At 67.4% G+C, this 19,487-nt stretch carries 18 protein-coding genes; 11 read left to right on the top strand and 7 right to left on the bottom strand.

The window, feature by feature from the left end:
• Positions 1-12: 12 nt before the first annotated feature.
• The gene (locus tag BM075_RS18195) at positions 13-1,125 is read right to left on the bottom strand and encodes an S-(hydroxymethyl)glutathione dehydrogenase/class III alcohol dehydrogenase (RefSeq protein ID WP_093362123.1); all 1,113 of its coding nucleotides are present in this window, start codon (positions 1,123-1,125) and stop codon (positions 13-15) included.
• A gap of 73 nt (positions 1,126-1,198) precedes the next feature.
• On the opposite strand from BM075_RS18195, the gene BM075_RS18190 reads away from it, so the two are divergent.
• On the top strand, positions 1,199-1,645 hold the full coding sequence (locus tag BM075_RS18190) for an I78 family peptidase inhibitor (RefSeq protein WP_093362122.1): 447 nt from the start codon (positions 1,199-1,201) through the stop codon (positions 1,643-1,645).
• An 88-nt stretch (positions 1,646-1,733) separates the two neighbouring features.
• On the opposite strand, the gene BM075_RS18185 is transcribed toward BM075_RS18190, so the two are convergent.
• Both BM075_RS18185 and rnr read right to left on the bottom strand, forming a co-directional pair.
• Complete coding sequence (locus BM075_RS18185) at positions 1,734-3,008, bottom strand: lytic murein transglycosylase (protein ID WP_093362121.1); 1,275 nt, start codon at positions 3,006-3,008, stop codon at positions 1,734-1,736.
• Positions 3,009-3,113: 105 nt separating this feature from the next.
• Positions 3,114-5,423 (bottom strand): ribonuclease R, encoded by a 2,310-nt coding sequence (gene rnr / locus BM075_RS18180; RefSeq protein WP_093362120.1) that lies wholly within the window; start codon positions 5,421-5,423, stop codon positions 3,114-3,116.
• Positions 5,424-5,663: 240 nt separating this feature from the next.
• On the opposite strand from rnr, the gene BM075_RS18175 reads away from it, so the two are divergent.
• Both BM075_RS18175 and BM075_RS18170 read left to right on the top strand, forming a co-directional pair.
• Positions 5,664-7,340 carry a Y-family DNA polymerase gene (locus BM075_RS18175; RefSeq protein ID WP_093362119.1) on the top strand — a complete coding sequence of 559 codons (1,677 nt, stop codon included), beginning with the start codon at positions 5,664-5,666 and terminating at the stop codon, positions 7,338-7,340.
• Between the two features lie 105 nt (positions 7,341-7,445).
• Positions 7,446-8,063, top strand: coding sequence for a GNAT family N-acetyltransferase (locus BM075_RS18170; RefSeq protein WP_093362118.1), 618 nt, complete (start codon positions 7,446-7,448; stop codon positions 8,061-8,063).
• A 5-nt stretch (positions 8,064-8,068) separates the two neighbouring features.
• On the opposite strand, the gene BM075_RS18165 is transcribed toward BM075_RS18170, so the two are convergent.
• Positions 8,069-8,866 (bottom strand): phosphodiester glycosidase family protein, encoded by a 798-nt coding sequence (locus BM075_RS18165; protein WP_093362117.1) that lies wholly within the window; start codon positions 8,864-8,866, stop codon positions 8,069-8,071.
• Positions 8,856-9,275: a 30S ribosome-binding factor RbfA gene (gene rbfA, locus BM075_RS18160; RefSeq protein WP_093362116.1), complete on the bottom strand. Its 420-nt coding sequence runs from the start codon at positions 9,273-9,275 to the stop codon at positions 8,856-8,858. Before rbfA ends, BM075_RS18165 begins: the two co-directional genes overlap by 11 nt.
• Before the next feature lie 98 nt (positions 9,276-9,373).
• Here rbfA and dapB point away from each other — a divergent pair, with 98 nt between their 5' ends.
• On the top strand, positions 9,374-10,183 hold the full coding sequence (gene dapB, locus BM075_RS18155; protein WP_093362115.1) for a 4-hydroxy-tetrahydrodipicolinate reductase: 810 nt from the start codon (positions 9,374-9,376) through the stop codon (positions 10,181-10,183).
• 13 nt (positions 10,184-10,196) lie between these two features.
• Here the strand turns inward: dapB and BM075_RS18150 are convergent, their stop codons facing one another.
• Both BM075_RS18150 and BM075_RS18145 read right to left on the bottom strand, forming a co-directional pair.
• Positions 10,197-10,511, bottom strand: a complete 315-nt coding sequence (locus BM075_RS18150; RefSeq protein WP_093362114.1) for a hypothetical protein — start codon at positions 10,509-10,511, stop codon at positions 10,197-10,199.
• A gap of 96 nt (positions 10,512-10,607) precedes the next feature.
• A complete protein-coding gene (locus BM075_RS18145; RefSeq protein WP_093362222.1) occupies positions 10,608-10,805 on the bottom strand; it encodes a DUF1674 domain-containing protein in 198 nt (65 codons plus the stop codon).
• A 74-nt stretch (positions 10,806-10,879) separates the two neighbouring features.
• Between BM075_RS18145 and BM075_RS18140 the strand changes: the two genes are divergently transcribed.
• The 7 genes from BM075_RS18140 (at position 10,880) to BM075_RS18110 (ending at position 19,478) form a co-directional block, all read left to right on the top strand.
• Positions 10,880-12,163: an RsmB/NOP family class I SAM-dependent RNA methyltransferase gene (locus tag BM075_RS18140; protein ID WP_093362113.1), complete on the top strand. Its 1,284-nt coding sequence runs from the start codon at positions 10,880-10,882 to the stop codon at positions 12,161-12,163.
• A gap of 71 nt (positions 12,164-12,234) precedes the next feature.
• Positions 12,235-13,989 carry a heparinase II/III family protein gene (locus tag BM075_RS18135; protein ID WP_245758902.1) on the top strand — a complete coding sequence of 585 codons (1,755 nt, stop codon included), beginning with the start codon at positions 12,235-12,237 and terminating at the stop codon, positions 13,987-13,989.
• Between the two features lie 21 nt (positions 13,990-14,010).
• Positions 14,011-15,600, top strand: coding sequence for a bifunctional phosphoribosylaminoimidazolecarboxamide formyltransferase/IMP cyclohydrolase (gene purH / locus BM075_RS18130; protein ID WP_093362112.1), 1,590 nt, complete (start codon positions 14,011-14,013; stop codon positions 15,598-15,600).
• A gap of 3 nt (positions 15,601-15,603) precedes the next feature.
• Positions 15,604-16,086: a signal peptidase II gene (gene lspA, locus BM075_RS18125; protein ID WP_093362111.1), complete on the top strand. Its 483-nt coding sequence runs from the start codon at positions 15,604-15,606 to the stop codon at positions 16,084-16,086.
• A gap of 55 nt (positions 16,087-16,141) precedes the next feature.
• Positions 16,142-16,678 (top strand): DUF3035 domain-containing protein, encoded by a 537-nt coding sequence (locus tag BM075_RS18120; protein ID WP_093362110.1) that lies wholly within the window; start codon positions 16,142-16,144, stop codon positions 16,676-16,678.
• Positions 16,679-16,770: 92 nt separating this feature from the next.
• Positions 16,771-18,168, top strand: a complete 1,398-nt coding sequence (locus BM075_RS18115; protein WP_093362109.1) for a M16 family metallopeptidase — start codon at positions 16,771-16,773, stop codon at positions 18,166-18,168.
• Positions 18,168-19,478, top strand: coding sequence for a M16 family metallopeptidase (locus BM075_RS18110; protein ID WP_093362220.1), 1,311 nt, complete (start codon positions 18,168-18,170; stop codon positions 19,476-19,478). Before BM075_RS18115 ends, BM075_RS18110 begins: the two co-directional genes overlap by 1 nt.
• Positions 19,479-19,487 lie beyond the last annotated feature (9 nt).

Below are 19,487 nucleotides of genomic sequence, written 5' to 3'. Positions count from 1 at the left end.
CGATTTCAACCTTCAGTACACGACAACCGAGCGAATCGACTCGCCCGCGTGCATCAGGTCGAAACCCTGGTTGATTTCGTCAAGGGACAGGGTGTGCGTGATCATCGGGTCGATCTCGATTTTACCCTGCATGTACCAGTCCACGATCTTTGGCACATCGGTCCGGCCGCGCGCGCCGCCGAAGGCCGTGCCGCGCCAAACCCGCCCCGTCACGAGCTGGAACGGGCGGGTGGAGATCTCGGCGCCGGCGGGCGCGACGCCGATGATGACCGACTCGCCCCACCCCTTGTGGGCCGATTCCAGCGCCGTGCGCATGACGTTCACATTGCCCGTGGCGTCGAAAGTATAATCGGCGCCGCCCTTCGTCAGATCCACGAGGTAGGGGACCAGGTCCCCCTCGACCTCCGCGGGGTTAACGAAGTCGGTCATGCCGAAGTGCTCGGCCATCGCCTTCTTGTCGGGGTTGAGATCAACTCCGACGATCTGGTCGGCCCCGGCGAGTCGCAGCCCCTGGATCACATTGAGACCAATGCCGCCCAACCCGAAGACGATGGCGCGTGCGCCGATCTCGACCTTGGCCGTGTTGATGACCGCGCCGATGCCAGTCGTCACACCGCAGCCAATGTAGCAGATCTTGTCGAACGGCGCGTCGGGGTGAACCTTGGCCAGCGCGATTTCCGGCAGCACCGTATGGTTGGAAAAGGTCGAGCAGCCCATGTAATGCAGGATCGGATCGCCATCGAGCGTGGTGAAGCGCGACGTGCCGTCGGGCATCAGGCCCTGGCCCTGCGTCGAGCGGATTGCCTGACACAGGTTGGTTTTGGGGTTCAGGCAGTACTCGCATTCCCGGCACTCGGGCGTGTAGAGAGGGATCACGTGGTCGCCCGCCTTCACGCTCGTCACGCCCTCACCGACCTCCAGCACCACGCCCGCGCCCTCGTGGCCGAGGATCGCCGGGAAGAGCCCCTCGGGGTCGGCGCCGGAGAGGGTGAATTCGTCGGTGTGGCAAATCCCGGTGGCCTTGATCTCGACCAGAACCTCGCCCGCCTTGGGGCCTTCGAGGTTGACGTCCATGATCTCCAGCGGCTTGCCTGCTTCTATGGCTACTGCGGCACGCGTTTTCATCGGCGCTCCCTCCCGTTAGACTGCGGCCAAACCGTGGGCGATGTGCCCGGATATTGCAACCTGAGAGGACGACATGGGTTTGAAAATTACAGCGCTGACAGTCGGGGTTCTGATGCTGGCCGGGTGCGCCGCGGAGATGAGCGATCCGATCGTGGACCCGGGCTACGCGCCGCCACCGCCAGCCCCCACGGTCGAGCCGATCCAGCCGTCGGCCCCCGTCGCCGTGACGCCCCTGACCGAGGGGGGCGTCGATCCGGCGCTGGAGATGGTGGAGGTCGATCCCTACAACGAGGTTCGCGAAGGCGCGGGTGGGCTGACGGAGCGTCTACCCGATACCTGTCGGCTGGATCAGGTGCAGCAATACCAGGGCCAGAGCGCGGCCGCGGTCGAGGGCGCGGGGCTCGGCATGCCCTATCGCGTGATCGGCCCGTCGGACATCGTCACGCAGGAGTACAATCCGACCCGCGTGAATTTCTTCCTGAACACCGGCGGCACGGTGGATCGCATCTCCTGCGGCTGACGGTGTACCCGGCAGGCTGGGGCCGCATCGTTCCGGCGGCCCGGGCCTGAGTTTAGGGCTGGCCCGCCCAGAGCGCGGTCTGGTCTGACTAGCGCAGTCTGTCGAGGACCAGGGTGGAGGCGTAGCCGTCCGGCAGCATTCCGACCGAGCGTTGGAAGCCGCGGATGGCTGCGATTGTGTTCGGGCCGATGCGGCCGTCGATGCCTTGCGTGTCGTAGCCCGCGGCCGTCAGCCGCTCCTGCATCTCGACCCGCTCGTCGCGCACGAGCGCCCTCAGGTCACGTGGCCATTCGCTGCGGATTGCCGGCCCTCCGCGGATCCGGTCCGCCAGATGGCCAACGCCGATGACATAGGCATCGGCCGCGTTGTACCGCTCCAGGACCTTGAAATTGCGGAAGACCATGAACGCGGCGCCACCGGCGCCCGCTGGCAGGATGATGGAGGCCTCGCCGTGGTCCGACACGGCCGCGCCGTGAACGTCCCTCACCCCGAGCGCATTCCAGTCATCCGCCCCCTTCTTCACCGAACGCCCGGTCAGCGCGACGTCGAACTCATCCGGCAGGATCACCTCCATGCCCCAGGGCTGGCCTTCGACCCATCCAGCCTCCGCGAGGTAGGCGGCGGTGGAGGCGAGCGCGTCCGTCGGATCGTCCGACCAGATGTCCCGCCGGCCGTCGCCGTCGAAATCGACTGCATGGGCGAGGTAGGATGTGGGGATGAACTGTGTGTGGCCCATGGCGCCGGCCCAGCTTCCGGTCATTTTCTCCGGCGCCACGTCGCCGCTTTCAAGGATCTGGAGCGCCGCGATAAGCTGGCCTTCGAAGAACGCGCCGCGCCGACCGTCGTAGGCCAACGTCGCCAGCGCCTGGATCACGTTCTCCGTTCCTCGGAAGCCGCCATAGGCGCTTTCCATCCCCCAGATGGCTGTGACGATCTCGGCGGGAACGTGATAGGTGTCCTCGATCCGGCTCAATAGCGCGGCGTTCTCCATGAGCGCCGTCTGTCCATGGGCCACCCGTTCGTCCGAGGCGGCCCGGTCGAGGTAGTCCCAGATCGTGCGGGTAAACTCGGATTGGTTGCTGTCCCGCGCAATCACGTCGGCGTCGTACGTGATGCTCGCAAACGCGCGGTCCAGGGTCTCGGCGGATATCCCCGCGTAGGCGGCCCGCGCCCGGAACCCGGTGATCCATTCCGCAAACCCGATGTTGGACACCCGCACCTCCGTCGATGTGGCGACCGCCATTGCCACGGCCGGGCGCGCCTCCGGCCGGAGGGATCGTTTTACGGCACTGTCTTCTCCCGCACAAACCGCAGGTGCAGCAACGGCGACCGCCGCTGCCAGCAAACTGACATAGCCCTTCATGTCGTGGCTCCTGCTCGTCAGCCTCTTGTTTTGCAGGAGTGTAACCGCGCATCGGCTCCCGACAAAGGAATTTCGATGCGTCGGTTGAATTGTCTTGAGCGGGCGCTAACGGCGCTTGCGGGTGACCTTGCGCTTGCTCCGGGACGGGCCGCCACCGCTGGACGCCTTGCGGCTGGCCTTTTTCTCCACCGCCCGCGACCGTTCCTTGGCCTTCCCGGGCATCCGCCGGACGGGTTTCCCGCGGCTGCGCGGCGCGTTGGCGGGCGCGATCTGCTCGCCCTCGATTTCCAGCAGCTCCAGCATCAGGCCGCCGGTGACCGGCACGGCTTCGGAGAGCCGGACCCGCACCCGCTGGCCGAGCGAGATCACGCGACCGCTGTCGGACCCCATCAGGGTCTGCGCCTCGCGGTCGTAGTGGAAGAACTCGTTGCCGAGCGACCTGATGGGGATCAGGCCGTCGGCGCCGGTCTCGTCGAGTTTCACGAACACGCCGAACCGGGCGATGCCGGAAATCCGGCCCGCGAACTCGTTGCCGACCCGCTCGGACAGGTAGGCGGCCAGGTAGCGGTCCGTGGTGTCCCGCTCGGCAGACATGGAGCGGCGCTCGGTTTCCGAGATGTGCTCCGCGGTGGCCTCCAGACTTTCGATATCGTCGGGAGAGAGGCCATCCTTGCCCCAGCCATGGGCCGAGATCAGCCCCCGGTGGACGATGAGGTCCGAATAGCGGCGGATCGGGGAGGTGAAATGGGCATAGGTCTTCAGCGCAAGACCGAAGTGACCGAAGTTCTCCGGGTTGTAATAGGCCTGCGTCATCGACCGCAGCGTCGTGAGGTTAATCATCTCCGCCAGGTCCGACCCCGCGGCGTCGCTCAACAGCTTGTTGAGGTGGCGCGTGTGCAGCACCTGCCCCTTGGCGAGGGTGAACCCGCTCGCGGCGGCCGTCTCCCGCAGGGCGTCCAGCTTTTCCGGGCTCGGCTCCTCGTGCACGCGGAAGACGAGGGGCGTGCGTTTGTGGCTCAGCGTCTCCCCGGCGGCAACGTTGGCCAGAACCATGAACTCTTCGATCAGCCGGTGTGTCGTCAGGCGGTCCCGGAAGTTGACCGAGAGCACCTCACCCTTGTCGGAGAGAACGATCCTGCGCTCCGGCAGGTCCAGATCGAGCGGCTGCCGGAGCTCGCGTGCGCGGGCGGCGGAGAGGTAGGCGGCGTGCAGCGGCTTCAGCACGTCCTCGAGAAGCGGTCCGCATTTGTCGTTGGGATTGCCGTCGAGCGCCTGCTGTACCTCCTCGTAGTTCAGCGAGGCGATGGAGCGCATTAGGCCGCGGTGGAAGCTGTGACCGATCTTGTCTCCGCGTTCGTTCAGGCGCATGCGCACGGCAATGCAGGCGCGCGGAACGCCTTCGTGCAGCGAGCAGAGATCGCCGGAGAGTCGGTCAGGCAGCATCGGGACCACCCGGTCGGGGAAATAGGTGGAGTTGCCGCGCAGCCGCGCTTCGGCATCCAGGGCCGAGCCGGGTGTGACGTAGTGGGCAACGTCGGCGATGGCGACCCAGACGACGTGGCCGCCCGGGTTCTTCGGGTCGTCGTCGGCGTGGGCATAGACGGCGTCGTCGTGATCGCGCGCGTCCGCCGGGTCGATGGTCACCAGCGGCAGATTGCGCAGATCCTCGCGGCCCTTGAGGCCGGCGGGCTTCATCCGGTCGGCCTCCGCGATCACCCGGTCGGGGAAATCGTCGGGGATGCCATGTTGGTGGATCGCGATGAGCGAAACGGCCTTCGGTGCGGAGGGGTCGCCAAGCCGCTCGATGATCCGTGCCGTCGGCAGGCCGAGCTTGCCGCGCGGACTGGCCTGTTCGGCCTCCACGAGTTCACCGTCCTTCGCCCCGTGCGTGGCGCCGGCGGGCACATGCCACTCCCTGTCTGCCCCCTTGTCGATCGGCGTGATTCGCCCGCCTTCCGTGCGCTTGCGGAAGACGCCGAGGATCTTGTGCGGGTTGTGACCGATGCGGCGGATCAGGCGGGCTTCGTACTGGTGGGTGTCGGCACGTACCTCGGTCATGCGGCCCAGAATACGATCGCCGTCGCCAATGGCCGGGTCGGCCTCGCGTGGGACATAGAGGACGCGCGGCTCCGGCCCCTCGCCATGCCATTCCAACGGCTTGGCGAACAGATCGCCATTGGCATCGGGGGCCAACACTTGCAGCACGGTAACGGGCGGCAGTTTTTCCGGGTCCCGGTAGTGTCTGCGTTCCTTCTGCAGATGCCCTTCCGCTTCCAGCTCCTTCAGCAGGCGCTTGAGATCGATCCGCGCCGCGCCCTTGACCCCGAAGGCCTTCGCAATGTCACGCTTGGAGGTTTGCGTCGGGTGTTCGACGATCCAGTCGAGCACCTGAGCCTTGGTGGGAAGCTCTGCCATGAGCGCGAGGTAGCATGGGGACCGGGGGCTGTCACCTGTGGAAAGGAGGGGAGCCGTCGGGCAGAGCCCGAACGGCGGAGGCGCCGCTGCGCGGCGGCGAATTTTCGGGCGAAAATTCGGGCCTCCGGCGGGGGTATTTGGACCAACAAGAAGATCGGGGGGTGACTCGACTCCGGGGGGATGTGCGGTAGAGTATGCAGAACAAAAATAGAACATTGAATTTGATTCCCGGGGTGCTCCATGTCGTCCGTCCGGCGCATTCTGTCGCTGTGGTTTCCACGTCTGTGTGCGGAGGGGATCTTGCGGGCCGAGGGGAGTGCCCCCAGTGGACCCTTTGCCGTGGTTCGCAACAGCGGCAACATGCAGGTTCTTGTATCGCTGGATATAGCGGCCTCGCGGGCCGGGCTGAGGCCGGGGCAGCCGTTGCGCGATGCGCGGGCGATGTGTCCGGAACTGGTGACGCGGTTTTCCAACCCTCAGTCGGAGGCGGCGTTCCTGACGGTTCTGCGACGCTGGGCGGGGAAGTTCTCGCCCTGGGTGTCGGAGCTGCCGCCGGACGGGTTGATGGCGGACCTGACGGGGTGTGCGCATCTCTTCGGGGGGGAGGCGGCGTTGCTGGAGCAGATCGAAGGGGAGTGCGCGGCGCTTGGCCTGAGCGTGTGCGCCGGGATCGCCGATACGGTCGGCGCGGCCTGGGCGTTGGCGCGGTATGCCGGGCAGGGGGCGGAGGCGGTCCGGTCCGGCGATGCGATCGATCAGGAGGCGCGGGCGACGCGCTCGCGGGCGGGAAAGCGGCGCCATTGGGAGCGCGGCGGCGCGGCCCCCGTTCACCCGGGCGGGGGTGCGGCGGGACGGATCGCGGCACCGGGCCAGATGCACAGCGCGCTCGCGCCGCTGCCGGTGGCGGCGCTCCGGCTTCCGCCCGAGATGGTGGCGCAGCTCGGGCGGCTGGGGCTGAGGCGGATCGACGAGTTGGCCGGGCAGCCGCGTGGGGCGCTGGCGCGACGGTTCGGCACGGAGCTGGTGCTGCGGCTCGACCAGGCGTTGGGACTGGTGCCGGAACCGGTTTCGCCGGCGAAGCCGTTGGCGCATTTTGCCGTGCGCCTGACCCTGCCCGAGCCCATCGGCCTGTTGGACGACATCCGTGCCGGTCTGGACCGGCTGTTGCCGGCGCTCGCGCAGCGGCTGAGGGAGAAGGGGCGGGGCGCGCGGCGGGTGCGGTTGCAGGTGTTCCGCTGCGATCACACGATGCAGCAGGTGGAGGTCGGGCTGGCGCGGCCCTCCGCGCAGACGGACCGGCTCCGGCCGCTGCTGCTGATGAAGCTCGACGAGATCGATGCCGGTCCCGGCATCGACGTGCTGCGGCTGGAGGCGCATGTGACCGAACCGGTTCACGCCACACAGCACCGGGGCCACCTGGGCGCTGCCGCCGACGGGGCGACACGGATGCAGCGGGGCGGTGGCGCGGCGCTGGACGACCTGATCGGCAAGCTCGGTGCGCGGGTCGGGCTGGAGGCGATCACCCGGCTGCATCCGGCCGACAGCCATATCCCGGAGAAGGCAACCAAGGTGCTGGCCGCCGCCTGGTCGGAGCCGGCGCAGGACTGGCCCACGCATTCGGCCTCGCCGCGGCCTCTGCTGCTCTTCCGCCCGGAACCGGTCCACGTGGAGGGGGAGGCCGCGATGCCGCCGCGTCCGCCTGCGCGATTCCGTTGGCGGCGGCGGGAGCTGGTGGTGAGCGGCGCTACAGGCCCGGAACGGATCGCGCCGGAATGGTGGCTGGAAGAGCCGGAATGGCGCTCCGGTGTCCGCGACTACTGGCGCGTGGAGGTGGAGGGCGGCGAGCGGCTGTGGCTCTTTTACGCCCATGGGGCGGCGCTGTCGGCGGGATGGTTCTGCCACGGGCGTTTTGCGTGACATGGCTCGCAACATCCCCCTTGCTCCCCGGGCGCCACTGGTCAACTCTCCGCCCGCGATGAGTGGCGGTGCCGACCGTTCCCAAGGCGACTGGAGCCCGAGACAATGCCCTGTGGCGCAGATTCCCACACCTATAGGCGCTATTCCGAGGCGCTGTACGACGCGCTGCGGGAAGATCCCTTCTACGCGACCCTCGAACGTCGCGCTCCGGACCCGGAAACCTCACGCGACACCATGCTCGCCTATTACGACCACTCGATTTTGGAGGCGGAGACCTATGGACGGCTCGTCCTTCCGCAAGACGGGACGTTCGGCGCCTCGGTATGGTCTGTCCCGCTCGACTCGGCCCGGGCGCGGCAGAAGTCCCTATGCAAGCACGAGGCCATCGGGCGGGAGATGGGCGAGGCTTGCCTGCAGGCCTATGAAACCATGTGCGACTTCATGGCGGACGCAACAGGACCGCTGGTTTCCGAGCGAGATTGGTACCTGTCCATCGTCGGCCTTCGGCCAAAATTCCAGGGGCAGGGACGGGGGGCCGACCTGATACGGCCGGTTCTGGAGGACGCCGACCGGGCGAGCGTCGCCACCTATCTGGAGACCTTCACCCCGGCGAACATGTCCTTCTACGCCCGCCTGGGATACGAAGCGTCGGGTTGTTTCCGCGAACCCTTGACGGACCGTGACTACTGGGTGATGCGCCGCCAGCCGAGGGCAGACGGCTGAAGCGGCTACATCTGGTCGGCCGGCTCTGCTGCGCCAACGATGGGCCCGAGCGGGAACCCCGCATCCGACCGTCCAAGCGATGGAGCGTAGAGGCGCGAGACCTTTCCATCGAAGTAGAGCGCGTTCGGCGTTTTCAGGACGTCCCGGAAGAAACTGCCGAAACTGTGGAAGTTCACCCGGTTCTCCGAAATGACGAAATGCACCGTCACGCCGTCCGGGGCGACGCCAACGCCATTGCGAATGTAGCGGCTGTCGCTGTGCACCAGGAAACGCGGATGCAGCTTGCCGTCGATCACGAGCATCGGGCCCGACTGGGTGGCGTAGCGGCATTTGGGCGGGGACTCAGCGTAGCGGCGGCTCTCGATCACCGCGGCCGTGCCGTCGCCGATGCAAAAGACGCCGTTGGGCAGAAGGCCGAAGTTGCCCGGACCGTCGCTGGTAACGAGCGGGCCGCGCTGTTTGCCGTTCTCGAGATAGAGGCCCACCGGACGGCGGTCCTCGTGGTACATGCCGCCGTTCATCGCGAAGGCGAGACGCTTGCCCTCCGCGCCAAGAGCGGAATCGATCGCGGTGAACCCACCGTAGAGGCGATCGTCCGGATCGCTGTGCCAGAGACGGATATCGTCGCGGTCCGCGCGCAGCGTGCAGACGGTGTAGGCATCGCCCGCGTGGGACATCTGGCGGCACTCGGGGGCGGCCGCCGCCGCCAGTGGCAGGAGCAGCGACAGCAGCGCGAGCACCGGCGCCCTTAGCCACGCGGCCGCGCGCAAGCCCCCCACAAGGGCCCCAAAGTCAGAGTTCATCGTCGTCCTCATGCGTGGTCGCGATATCCCGCTGGACGCGTTCTTCAGAGAACAGCCTGCGCGTCGCGTCCATCCGGTCGAAGGTGTCGTCCAGCACGAACCGCAACTGCGGGGAATACTTGAGCGCCAGACCCTTGGCCACCATCCGGCGCAGTTCCGCCCGGTTGCGGTTGAGCGCCTCGAGCGCCTCCTCCGCCTTGTCCCCGCCGAGCGGCAGAACATAGGCGGTCGCGACCTTGAGATCGGGCGATGTGCGCACCTCACCCACCGTGATCGACATCCGGTTGAGGTCGGGGTCGTGCACGTCACCATGCATCAGCACATCGGACAGGCGGCGGCGGATCAGTTCGCCCACGCGCAACTGCCGCTGAGACGGGCCGGGACCGGTATGAAACTTGTTCTTTGCCATGACTTTCACCTAGGGCGACGGCGGGGAATGCGCAAGCGGGGCTTTGCCTGCGCCGGCGGCCTCGGGTAGGAGGGGGCAAAGAAAGCGGAGACAGGCGGATGAGCGAGACACCGGGGATCGTGGTCATGGGGGCATCGGGCCGGATGGGCCAGATGTTGGTGCGCGAGGTGCAGGCGCATCCGCGAATGCGGCTGGTGGGCGCGGTGGAGCGGCCGGGTCATGACTGGATCGGGCAGGACCTCGGAACGGCAATGAACGGGCCGGCCACCGGCCTGCGTGTGACCGACGACCCGCTGGAGGCCATTGCTCACGCACAAGGCGTGATCGACTTCACCACGCCGGAGACGACGGTGGAACTCTCGACGCTGACCGCACAGGCGCGGGCGGTCCACGTGATCGGGACGACGGGCCTTTCCGACGCGGACATTGAAAAGCTCGACGCCGCCGCTCGCCATGCGGTGATCGTGCGGGCGGGGAACATGAGCCTCGGCGTGAACCTTCTCACGCAGCTGACCCGGCAGGTCGCGGCGGCGCTGGATGCGGACTTCGATATCGAGGTGGTGGAGGCGCATCACCGCCACAAGGTCGACGCCCCCTCCGGCACCGCGCTGATGTTGGGAGAGGCGGCAGCCGCGGGCCGCGGCTTGGACTTCCGGGAGGCCTACGTCGCCGCTCGGGACGGTATCACCGGCGCACGAGCGCCCGGAACCATTGGCTTCTCGGCCATCCGTGGCGGCGACATCGTCGGCGAGCACGACGTGATTTTTGCCGGCGCAGGCGAGCGGATCGTGCTGCGGCACGTGGCGAGCGACCGGGCGATCTTTGCCCGGGGCGCGCTCAAGGCTGCGCTCTGGGGGCAGGACAGGATGCCCGGTCACTATTCCATGCTGGACGTTCTGGGCCTCTGACCCACGCGTTGCCTCAGCGGCGGCGCTTCCGCAGGCGGCGCGCGTTGCTGCGGGTCTTGCTTTCATAGGGCCGGATGGAGGCAAGCGCCGCGGCGGCCGCGCCGTTCGTCCCGGCGGCGGCCACAGCCGCCCTTTCCGCTGCCTTGGCGAAGGCCGCCGGCTTCTCGAAGACCATTCGCGCGGCCTCCGTGGAGGACATGGTACCAAGCGACATCATCATGCTGCGCGTCCAGATCACCTCGGCGGCCGAAAGCCACATCCGGGTATAGGCAAGCTGGGTCTGCTGCCAGGTCTGCATGGCCTTGTTAAAGGCAGAGGGATTGAACATGGATCTTCCTGTCAAAAGAGAAAGCGCCGGGCAAAACGGCGCGGGAATAATCTGTAATCGTCTGGCCGCAGAGAATGTGCGGGCCGCGCAGGCGGATCAGAAATCGATCGCCAACCCCTTCTTCTCCCAGTCGCCGTAGCGGACCGGTTCCAGCCCCTCGCGGCGCCCGCCGAGTTCGGCTGGCGTGTTCCGCGCCTCGGCCTCGGCCTTCGCACGTCGTTCGGCAGCTTCTGCCAGGGCGCGCCGTGCGGCGGGCGGCAGATCCTCGCGGGCTTCGGGCGTCTCGTCTGACATGGTCTCTTCCTTGTCGTTGACCACCGCTTGATATACGCCCTGCGAACCGAAAGACAATGGAGAGGGGCGTCCATATGGGCCAGGGCCAGACCGGTGGAACGGCGGCGCGTCGACTGGCGCTGCAGTTGGTCGAGGGGGTCTGGCAGGACAGGCTGACGTTGGCCGAGATGGAGGCGCACCCGCATTTTGCCGGCGCGCCGGCCGAGGTGCGGGCGCGGGCCGGGCGGCTTGCGCGCGCCACGCTGCGGCAGGCCGGGCGGGCCGATGCGGCGATGAAACCCTGGTTGAAGCGCAGTCCCAAACCGGCGGTGCGGGCTCTGCTTCGGCTCGCGACGGTGGAACTGATGTCCGACGGAGCCGCCGCCCACGGCGTGGTCAATGCCGCGGTGACCCTCGCGCGAGAGGAGCACGCGCCGTCCGCTCCCATGGTGAACGCCGTCCTGCGCCGTGTCGCGGAGGACGGCAGAGAGGCCTGGGAGGCGGCGCACCCGCAGCGGTTGCCGAACTGGCTGCGCGGTCGGCTGTCTGGCGCCTATGGCAATGCCCGTGTGGCACGGATGGAAGCGGTGTTCGAAGGAACGTCCCCGCTCGACATCACGCCCCGGTTGGCCGACCCGGCATTGGCCGAGGCACTCCGCGGCACCCCTCTGCCCACCGGCTCGATCCGTCTGGAACGGGCGGGGCAGGTTTCGGCGCTGCCCGGCTATGCCTCCGGCGACTGGTGGGTGCAGGACGCGGCAGCGGCGCTTCCGGCGCGCGTATTGGCGGCAAAGCCGGGGGAACGGGTGCTGGACCTGTGCGCCGCGCCCGGGGGCAAGACGCTGCAGCTCGCAGCGGAAGGGGCGGAGGTGACGGCGCTCGATGTGTCGGAGAGCCGGCTGGAACGGCTGCGTGACAACCTTACCCGCACGGGCCTGCGGGCCGAGGTCGTAGTCGCCGATGCACTGGAATGGAAGCCGCCCGCGCCGTTCGATGCGATCCTGCTCGATGGGCCCTGCACGGCCACCGGCACGATCCGGCGGCACCCGGACCTCCCCTTCGTGAAGGATGCCGCCGATATTCGGTCCATGGTGGACCTTCAGTCCGCGATGATCGACCGTGCGGCCGACATGCTGGTCAGTGGCGGACGTCTCGTGTTCTGTACCTGCTCGCTGTTGCCGGAGGAGGGGGAGGGTCAGCTTGAGGGGCTCCTACAGCGCCGGGATGACCTGCACCCGGACCCGGAAGCCGTTGCGCGGCTGCCGGGGCTGGAGGAGGCGTGGATCGCCGGTCCGGGCGCGCTTCGTCTGACGCCAGACATGTGGCCGGAACGCGGCGGTCTGGATGGGTTTTTCATCGCGGCCTTGCGCAAGGCCTGACACCGCCCCGGCGGGGCCATAGAATCACTCGCGGTGGCGCAATTCGCGAAATGGGGGCCGATCCCGAACCGATGATACAGGTCGAAGGGACACCGAGCTGGCAGGAACGGCGCGTGCGGCTGATGAACCGCTGGCACGCACGGCGGGCGGCGCATGCGCGGCCCGCGACGGGCTTCGTTTCGCGTCCGGAACCGCGCACCATCGGCACCCTGTCGCGCGGGCGGCAGTTTGTGGCGGGCAATTTCCTGTTTGCGGGGCACCTCGTCGAAGCGCCCGACACCATGATCTGGGACATCGCGATGCCCTCGCCCCGGTTCGAGGAGGAGGTGCATGGCTTTCGCTGGCTGGATGACCTCGCCGCGGTCGGCACTACCGCCGCGCGGCAACGGGCGCAGGCGTGGACCTGGGGCTGGATCGACCGGTTCGGCCGCGGCACCGGCGCAGGCTGGCAGCCCGGGCTCACCGGACGCAGGCTGATCCGCTGGATCAACCACGCGATCTTTCTGCTCCATGGACGGGACAGCGCATCCTCGCAGGCGTTTTTCTCGTCCCTCGGCGCGCAGACAATTTATCTCGGGCGCCGCTGGCAGAACGCACCGCCGGGAATGGCGCGGTTCGAGGCGCTGACCGGGCTGATTTATGCCGGTCTCGCGCTGACCGGCATGGAAGGGCACGTCGAGCCGGCGGTCAAGGCGCTGGCGCGGGAATGCGTGAGGGAGATTGACGCCGGGGGCGGGTTACCCACCCGGAACCCGGAGGAATTGCTGGAAGTCTTCACCTTGCTGATCTGGGCCGCCCAGGCGCTGATCGAGACGGGCCATGACCCAGAACCCGAGCACGAGGATGCGATCGTGCGCATCGCGCCAACGCTTCGTGCGCTCCGCCATGCCGACGGTGGGCTGGCGCGCTTCCACGGCGGGGGGCGGGGCGTGGACGGCTGGCTCGACCATGCGCTCGGGGCGTCGGGAATCCGTCCGGAGCACCAGAACGGACTGGCGATGGGCTTTGCCCGCCTGGCGGGCGGGCGCACAACGGTGATCGTGGACGCGGCCCTGCCGCCCTCCGGCGACGCGTCGATCAACGCCCACGCTTCGACGCTCGCCTTCGAGCTGACCTCAGGGCGCCGCCCGGTTGTGGTGAACTGCGGCCCTGGCGCGACCTTCGGCGAGACGTGGCGGCGGGCGGGGCGTGCGACGCCCAGCCATTCGACCCTTGGCATCGACGGCTTCTCCTCTTCGCGCCTCGGTGTGGTCGGGCTCGGGCGCGGCCGGCGGGGCGAAGTTCTGTACGACATTCCGCGCGACGTCCGCGCCCAGCCGTCATCCGGCCCGCGCGCCGTGCGCCTGCTGGTGGGTCATGACGGATACGCAGCCACGCATGGCCTCACGCATGTGCGGCAACTGACGCTCTCCCGCGACGGGCGGGAGCTGACCGGCGAGGATACGCTGGGCGCGCTGACCGAGGTGGACCGCAAGACGTTGCAACGGCGCATGGCCGGGGCGCAGTTCCACGGTGTCGCCTTCTCGATTCGCTTCCACCTCCACCCAGACGTCGACGCGACCCTCGACATGGGCGGGCACGCGGTGTCTCTCACGCTGAAGAGCGGCGAGATCTGGGTGTTCCGCCATGGCGGCCCGGGGCGGCTGGCTCTGGAGCCGAGCGTTTACCTCGAACCGGGCCGGCTGAAGCCGCGTGCGACCCGGCAAATCGTTCTTTCGGGGCGGGTCGTGGAATCTGCCTGTCAGATGAACTGGACCTTGGCGAAGGCTCAGGATACCCCGCAGGCCATCAGAGACGTCGTGCAATTCGCCGACGATGACCTGTAGACCGACCGAGGAACGCTGCCAATGTCCGAGCCCCGCCCCATCCGCCGTGCCCTTTTGTCCGTTTCCGACAAGGAGGGCCTCGTCGACCTCGGCCGCGCGTTGGCCTCCCGTGGCGTCGAGCTGCTGTCGACCGGCGGAACGGCCCATACCCTGCGGCAGGCAGGGTTGGAGGTGATCGACGTCGCCGAGGTGACCGGCTTTCCGGAGATGATGGACGGCCGCGTGAAAACCCTGCACCCGAGGGTCCACGGCGGGTTGCTCGCACTGCGGGACAATGATGCGCACGTTGCCGCCATGACCGAGCACGGCATCGGGGAAATCGACCTGCTGGTAGTGAACCTTTACCCCTTCGAGGCAACCGTGGCAAAGGGCGCGGACTACGACACCTGTATCGAGAACATCGACATCGGCGGCCCGGCGATGATCCGCGCGGCGGCCAAGAACCATGCGTTCGTGACCGTCGTCGTGGACGTGCAGGATTACGAGAAGCTGCTGGGCGACATGGACCAGCACGACGGCGCGACCTGTGCCAAGTTCCGCAAGAAGCTGTCGCAGATCGCCTACGCCCGCACGGCCGCCTACGATGCAGCCGTCTCGACCTGGATGGCCGAGGCGATCGGGGTGGAGACGCCCCGCCGCCGGGCCGTGGCAGGCATGTTGGCGCAAACCATGCGCTACGGTGAGAACCCGCACCAGAAGGCGGCCTTCTACAAGGACGGCTCCACCCGCCCCGGTGTCGCCACGGCACGCCAGCTCCAGGGCAAGGAGCTGAGCTATAACAACATCAACGACACGGACGCGGCGTTCGAACTGGTGGCCGAGTTCGACCCCGCCAACGGCCCCGCCTGCGCTATCATCAAACACGCCAACCCCTGTGGCGTGGCCCGTGGGGAGACGCTGACGGAGGCCTATTCGCGGGCTTTCGACTGCGACCGCACCTCGGCCTTCGGCGGCATTGTCGCGCTGAACCAGACGTTGGACGTCGAGACGGCCAAAGTGATCTCCGAGATCTTCACCGAAGTCGTCATCGCCCCGCAGATCGACCCGGCCGCGGCAGAGATCTTCGCGAGGAAGAAGAACCTCCGCCTGCTGGAGACCGGCGGCCTGCCCGATCCGCGCGCGGTGGCAACGACCATCCGGCAGGTCTCGGGCGGCTATCTGGTGCAGGACAAGGATACCGGCCACATCAGTGCGGAGGATCTCAAGGTGGTCACCAAACGCGCGCCCACCGACGAGGAGATCAAGGACCTGCTGTTCGCCTGGACAGTCGCGAAGCACGTGAAGTCCAACGCCATTGTCTATGTGAAAGACGCAGCAACGGTCGGCGTCGGCGCGGGGCAGATGAGCCGGGTCGATTCCACCCGCATCGCCGCCCGCAAGGCACAGGACATGGCCGCCGATCTGGGGCTGGACACGCCGTTGACCCAAGGCTCCGTCGTGGCCTCCGACGCGTTCTTCCCCTTCCCCGACGGCCTTCTGACGGCGGCGGAGGCCGGGGCGACGGCCGTGATCCAACCCGGTGGCTCCATGCGCGACGACAAAGTCATTGCCGCCGCCGACGAGGCGGGCATTGCCATGGTCTTTACCGGCATGCGCCACTTCCGGCACTGATCCATGCGCTTGCTCTGGGTGGTCGCGGTTGCGGCGTTTCTCATCGACCAGTGGTCCAAGTTCCACGTCTACCACGTGCTGGATCTGGCGGTGCGGGAGCACATTCCGGTGATCCCCCCGCTGCTGGAGTTCCGCAAGGGGTTCAACACGGGCGTCAACTTCGGCCTCTTCGCCGGCAGCGCCGACGGGCAGCGGTGGTTCCTGATCGGGCTCACGCTGGTGCTGTGTGCCGGGCTGCTGATCTGGGCGCGGCGGAGCTTCACCCGTTGGATCGAGTTTGCGTCCGCCGGGATGATCCTGGGCGGTGCGCTCGGCAATGCGCTGGACCGGCTGATCTATCCCGGAGTGCGGGATTTTCTCAACATGTCCTGCTGCGGTATCGACAACCCCTATGTTTTCAACGTGGCGGATGTTTTTATCTTCGCGGGCGCCATCGGGCTGGTCCTGTTCGGGGGCGAGCGGAAGCGGCGAAACAAGCCCTCGTGACGCCGCCCTCCGGGTGCGTTACAGAGTGGTCGAAGACCGAGGCAGGAGGCGAGCTATGCTGGCGACGAAGATGACACGGGCGGGCGTGGCGCTTGCGCTCCTGCTCGTCGTGACCGCCTGCAGCCGTGGCGAGCCCCAGCTCATGCACACCAATCGCGGTCAGGTCGCGCCGGACGAGTTCGCGATCCTTCCCGGCAAGCCGATAGAAATCCCCCAGAACCTGTCCACCCTGCCTGCGCCGACGCCCGGCGGCACGAACCGCACGGACGCGACGCCGATCGAGGACGCGGTGGCGGCCCTTGGCGGCAGCCCCGCGCGGATGCGCCCGGACGGGCAGCTTTCGGCCGACGGCGCGCTCATCCGGCAGACGACGCGCTATGGCGTACAGCCCGGCATCCGCACCGAGCTAGCCGCGCAAGATCTGGAATTCCGGCGCCAGCACCGCGGCCGGTTGCTGGAACGCTGGTTCAGGGTGCCAACCTACTATCGCGCCTACCGCCCGCAGGAGCTGAACCAGTACAACACGCTGGAGCGTTGGCGCGCCGGTGGCGCCCCGACTCCCGCGGCCCCGCCGGACCCGGAGACCCGATAGGCGATCACTCACTGCTCACATCCCCGTATGGCCTGTTGATCGCGTCACGGCCCCCTATATTCTGCGGCAGGCCTTTTGACGGGGAGACGTTCATGTTTCGACAAATGGGTGCGGTTCTTGCCGCGAGCGTGGCGTGGTCCGCGCCGGCACTGGCGGAGACGGTCAGCAGTTTCGCGCTCGACAACGGCATGCAGGTGGTCGTGATTGAGGACCACCGCGCACCCGTCGCGGTGAACATGGTCTGGTATCGCGTGGGCGCGGCGGACGAGCCGCTGGGAAAATCCGGCATCGCCCACTTCCTCGAACACCTGATGTTCAAGGGGACCGACGAGATGGCGCCGGGCGAGTTTTCGGAGACGGTCGCGCTGAACGGCGGCTCCGACAACGCCTTCACCAGTCAGGACTACACCGCCTATTTCCAGCGCGTCGCGGCCGACAGGCTCGGGCTGATGATGCACATGGAAGCCGACCGTATGACGGACCTCATCCTGACGGAAGACGTGGTCAATCCGGAGCGCGACGTGATCCTTGAGGAACGCAACCAACGGATCGAAAACGACCCCGGCGCACTTTTCCGGGAGCAATACGTCGCCGCGCAGTACCTCAATCATCCCTATGGCATTCCAATCATCGGCTGGCGGCACGAGATGGCAGGCCTCACGCAGCAGGACGCGCTGGATCACTATTCAAGGTACTACGCCCCTAACAACGCCGTCCTGATCGTGGCGGGCGACGTGGACCCGCAGGCGGTGCGTGATCTGGCGGAGGAAAACTTCGGCGAGATCCCCGCCAACGCGGACCTGCCCGAGCGTGTCCGCCCGGAGGAACCGCCGCAGCTCGCCGAGCGGCGGGTGACCTTCGAGGACCCACGGGTGGCCCAGCCCTACGTGATGCGCAGCTATCTCGCGCCCGAGCGCGACCCCGGCGCACAGGAAGACGCCGCTGCGTTGGTGTTCTTGTCGGAACTTCTGGGCGGCTCCGGCGCGACCTCCCTCATGGGCCGGACCTTGCAATTCGAGGAAAAGACCGCGCTTTACACCGGCGCGTTCTACGACGGGGTTTCGCTGGACGAGACCACGTTCTCCCTCATCGTCATGCCGGTTCCGGGCCGCAGCCTCGCGGAGACCGAGGCCGATATGGACCGCATGATCGCGCGTTTCCTCGAAGAGGGTGTGGACCAGGACGCGTTCGAACGGCTGAAGACACAACTCAAGGCCGACCAGATCTATCGGAAGGACAACCTCCAGAGCCTTGCACGAGCCTACGGCGAGGCACTGACGAGCGGGCTCACCGTGGACGACGTGCAGGCTTGGCCGGAGGTGCTGGCCGCCGTGACCCCCGAAGACGTAATGGCCGCCGCCGAACGGCTGTTCGACAAGCGCCGCTCGGTGACCGGCTATCTCAGCCGCCCGACCGAGACGGCCGCAGTGGACGACGTGACAATACCGACGCCTGGCGCGAGCGCCGAGCCCGAGGAGGTGACCCAGTGATACGTGCCGTTCTTGCCGCCGTCGTCGCGGTGGTCCTTGGGCTGCCTGCGCAGGCCAAGATCGACATTCAGGAAGTGACCTCGCCGGGCGGCATCGACGCCTGGCTGGTCGAGGAACATTCTATCCCGTTCGTGGCGTTGGAACTGCGGTTTCGCGGCGGTGCAAGCCTCGATGCACCCGGCAAGCGCGGGGCCATCAACCTCATGACGGGGCTGTTGGAGGAAGGCGCGGGCGAGATGGATGCGCAAGGCTTCGCGGTGGCGGCCGAGAGCCTCGCGGCCAACTTCCGCTTCGATGCCCGCAACGACGCGGTCTCGGTGTCAGCCAAGGTGCTGACGGAAAATCGTGACGAGGCGATGGCGCTCTTCCGCAGCGCGCTGGTGGCCCCCCGGTTCGACGAAGATGCTCTGGAGCGCGTCCGCGGTCAGGTGCTGGCCGGGATCGCCTCCGACGCGAAGGACCCGCAGGAGATCTCGTCGGACACTTTCGCCCATCTCGCCTTCGGCGATCATCCCTACGGCACCAAGCTCGAAGGCACGGCGGACAGTGTTTCGGCCCTGACCCGGGATGACATCGTGGCGGCCCACAGCCGCGTTCTGGCGCGCGACCGGGTCTATGTCTCTGCCGTGGGCGACATCACCGCCGAGGAGTTGGGTGTGCTTCTCGACGACCTGCTGGGTGACCTGCCCGAGACCGGGGCGCCGATGCCGGAGCGCATCGACTATGCGCTTCCGGGCGGCACGACTGTGGTGGACTTCGACACCCCGCAATCGGTGGTCACCTTCGGCCAGCGCGGCCTGACCCGCCACGACCCGGACTTCTTCCCCGCCTACGTGATGACCCATATCCTCGGCGGCGGAGGGTTCTCTTCCCGCCTGATGGAGGAGGTTCGCGAAAAGCGCGGGCTGACCTATGGAATCGGTGTCTATCTCTACCCGATGGACCTGTCGGAGATGATGCTGGGGTACGTCTCCACCGCCAACGGCCGTGTTGCCGAGACATTGGACCTTGTGAAGGCGGAATGGCGCAAGCTCGCCGAGACCGGCGTGACGGAGGAGGAACTCGAGAGCGCCAAGACCTATCTCACCGGCGCCTATCCGCTTCGGTTCGATGGCAATGGCCCAATCGCCAACATCCTCGTTGGTATGCAGATGGACGGGCTCACGCCGGACTACGTGACGACCCGAAACGACAAGATCCGCGCCGTAACGCTGGATGATATTCGCCGCGTTGCCGCAGAACTGGTCGACCCGGAGCAGTTGCGTTTCGTCGTGGTGGGCCAGCCCGAAGGGCTCGACGCCAGCAATTAACCGGTTGGC

The organism is Tropicimonas isoalkanivorans (assembly GCF_900112335.1).
Taxonomy (GTDB): Bacteria; Pseudomonadota; Alphaproteobacteria; order Rhodobacterales; family Rhodobacteraceae; genus Tropicimonas; species Tropicimonas isoalkanivorans.
The sequence above is the reverse complement of the archived record's forward strand: the minus strand, read 5'-3'. Positions and strand labels throughout refer to the sequence as shown.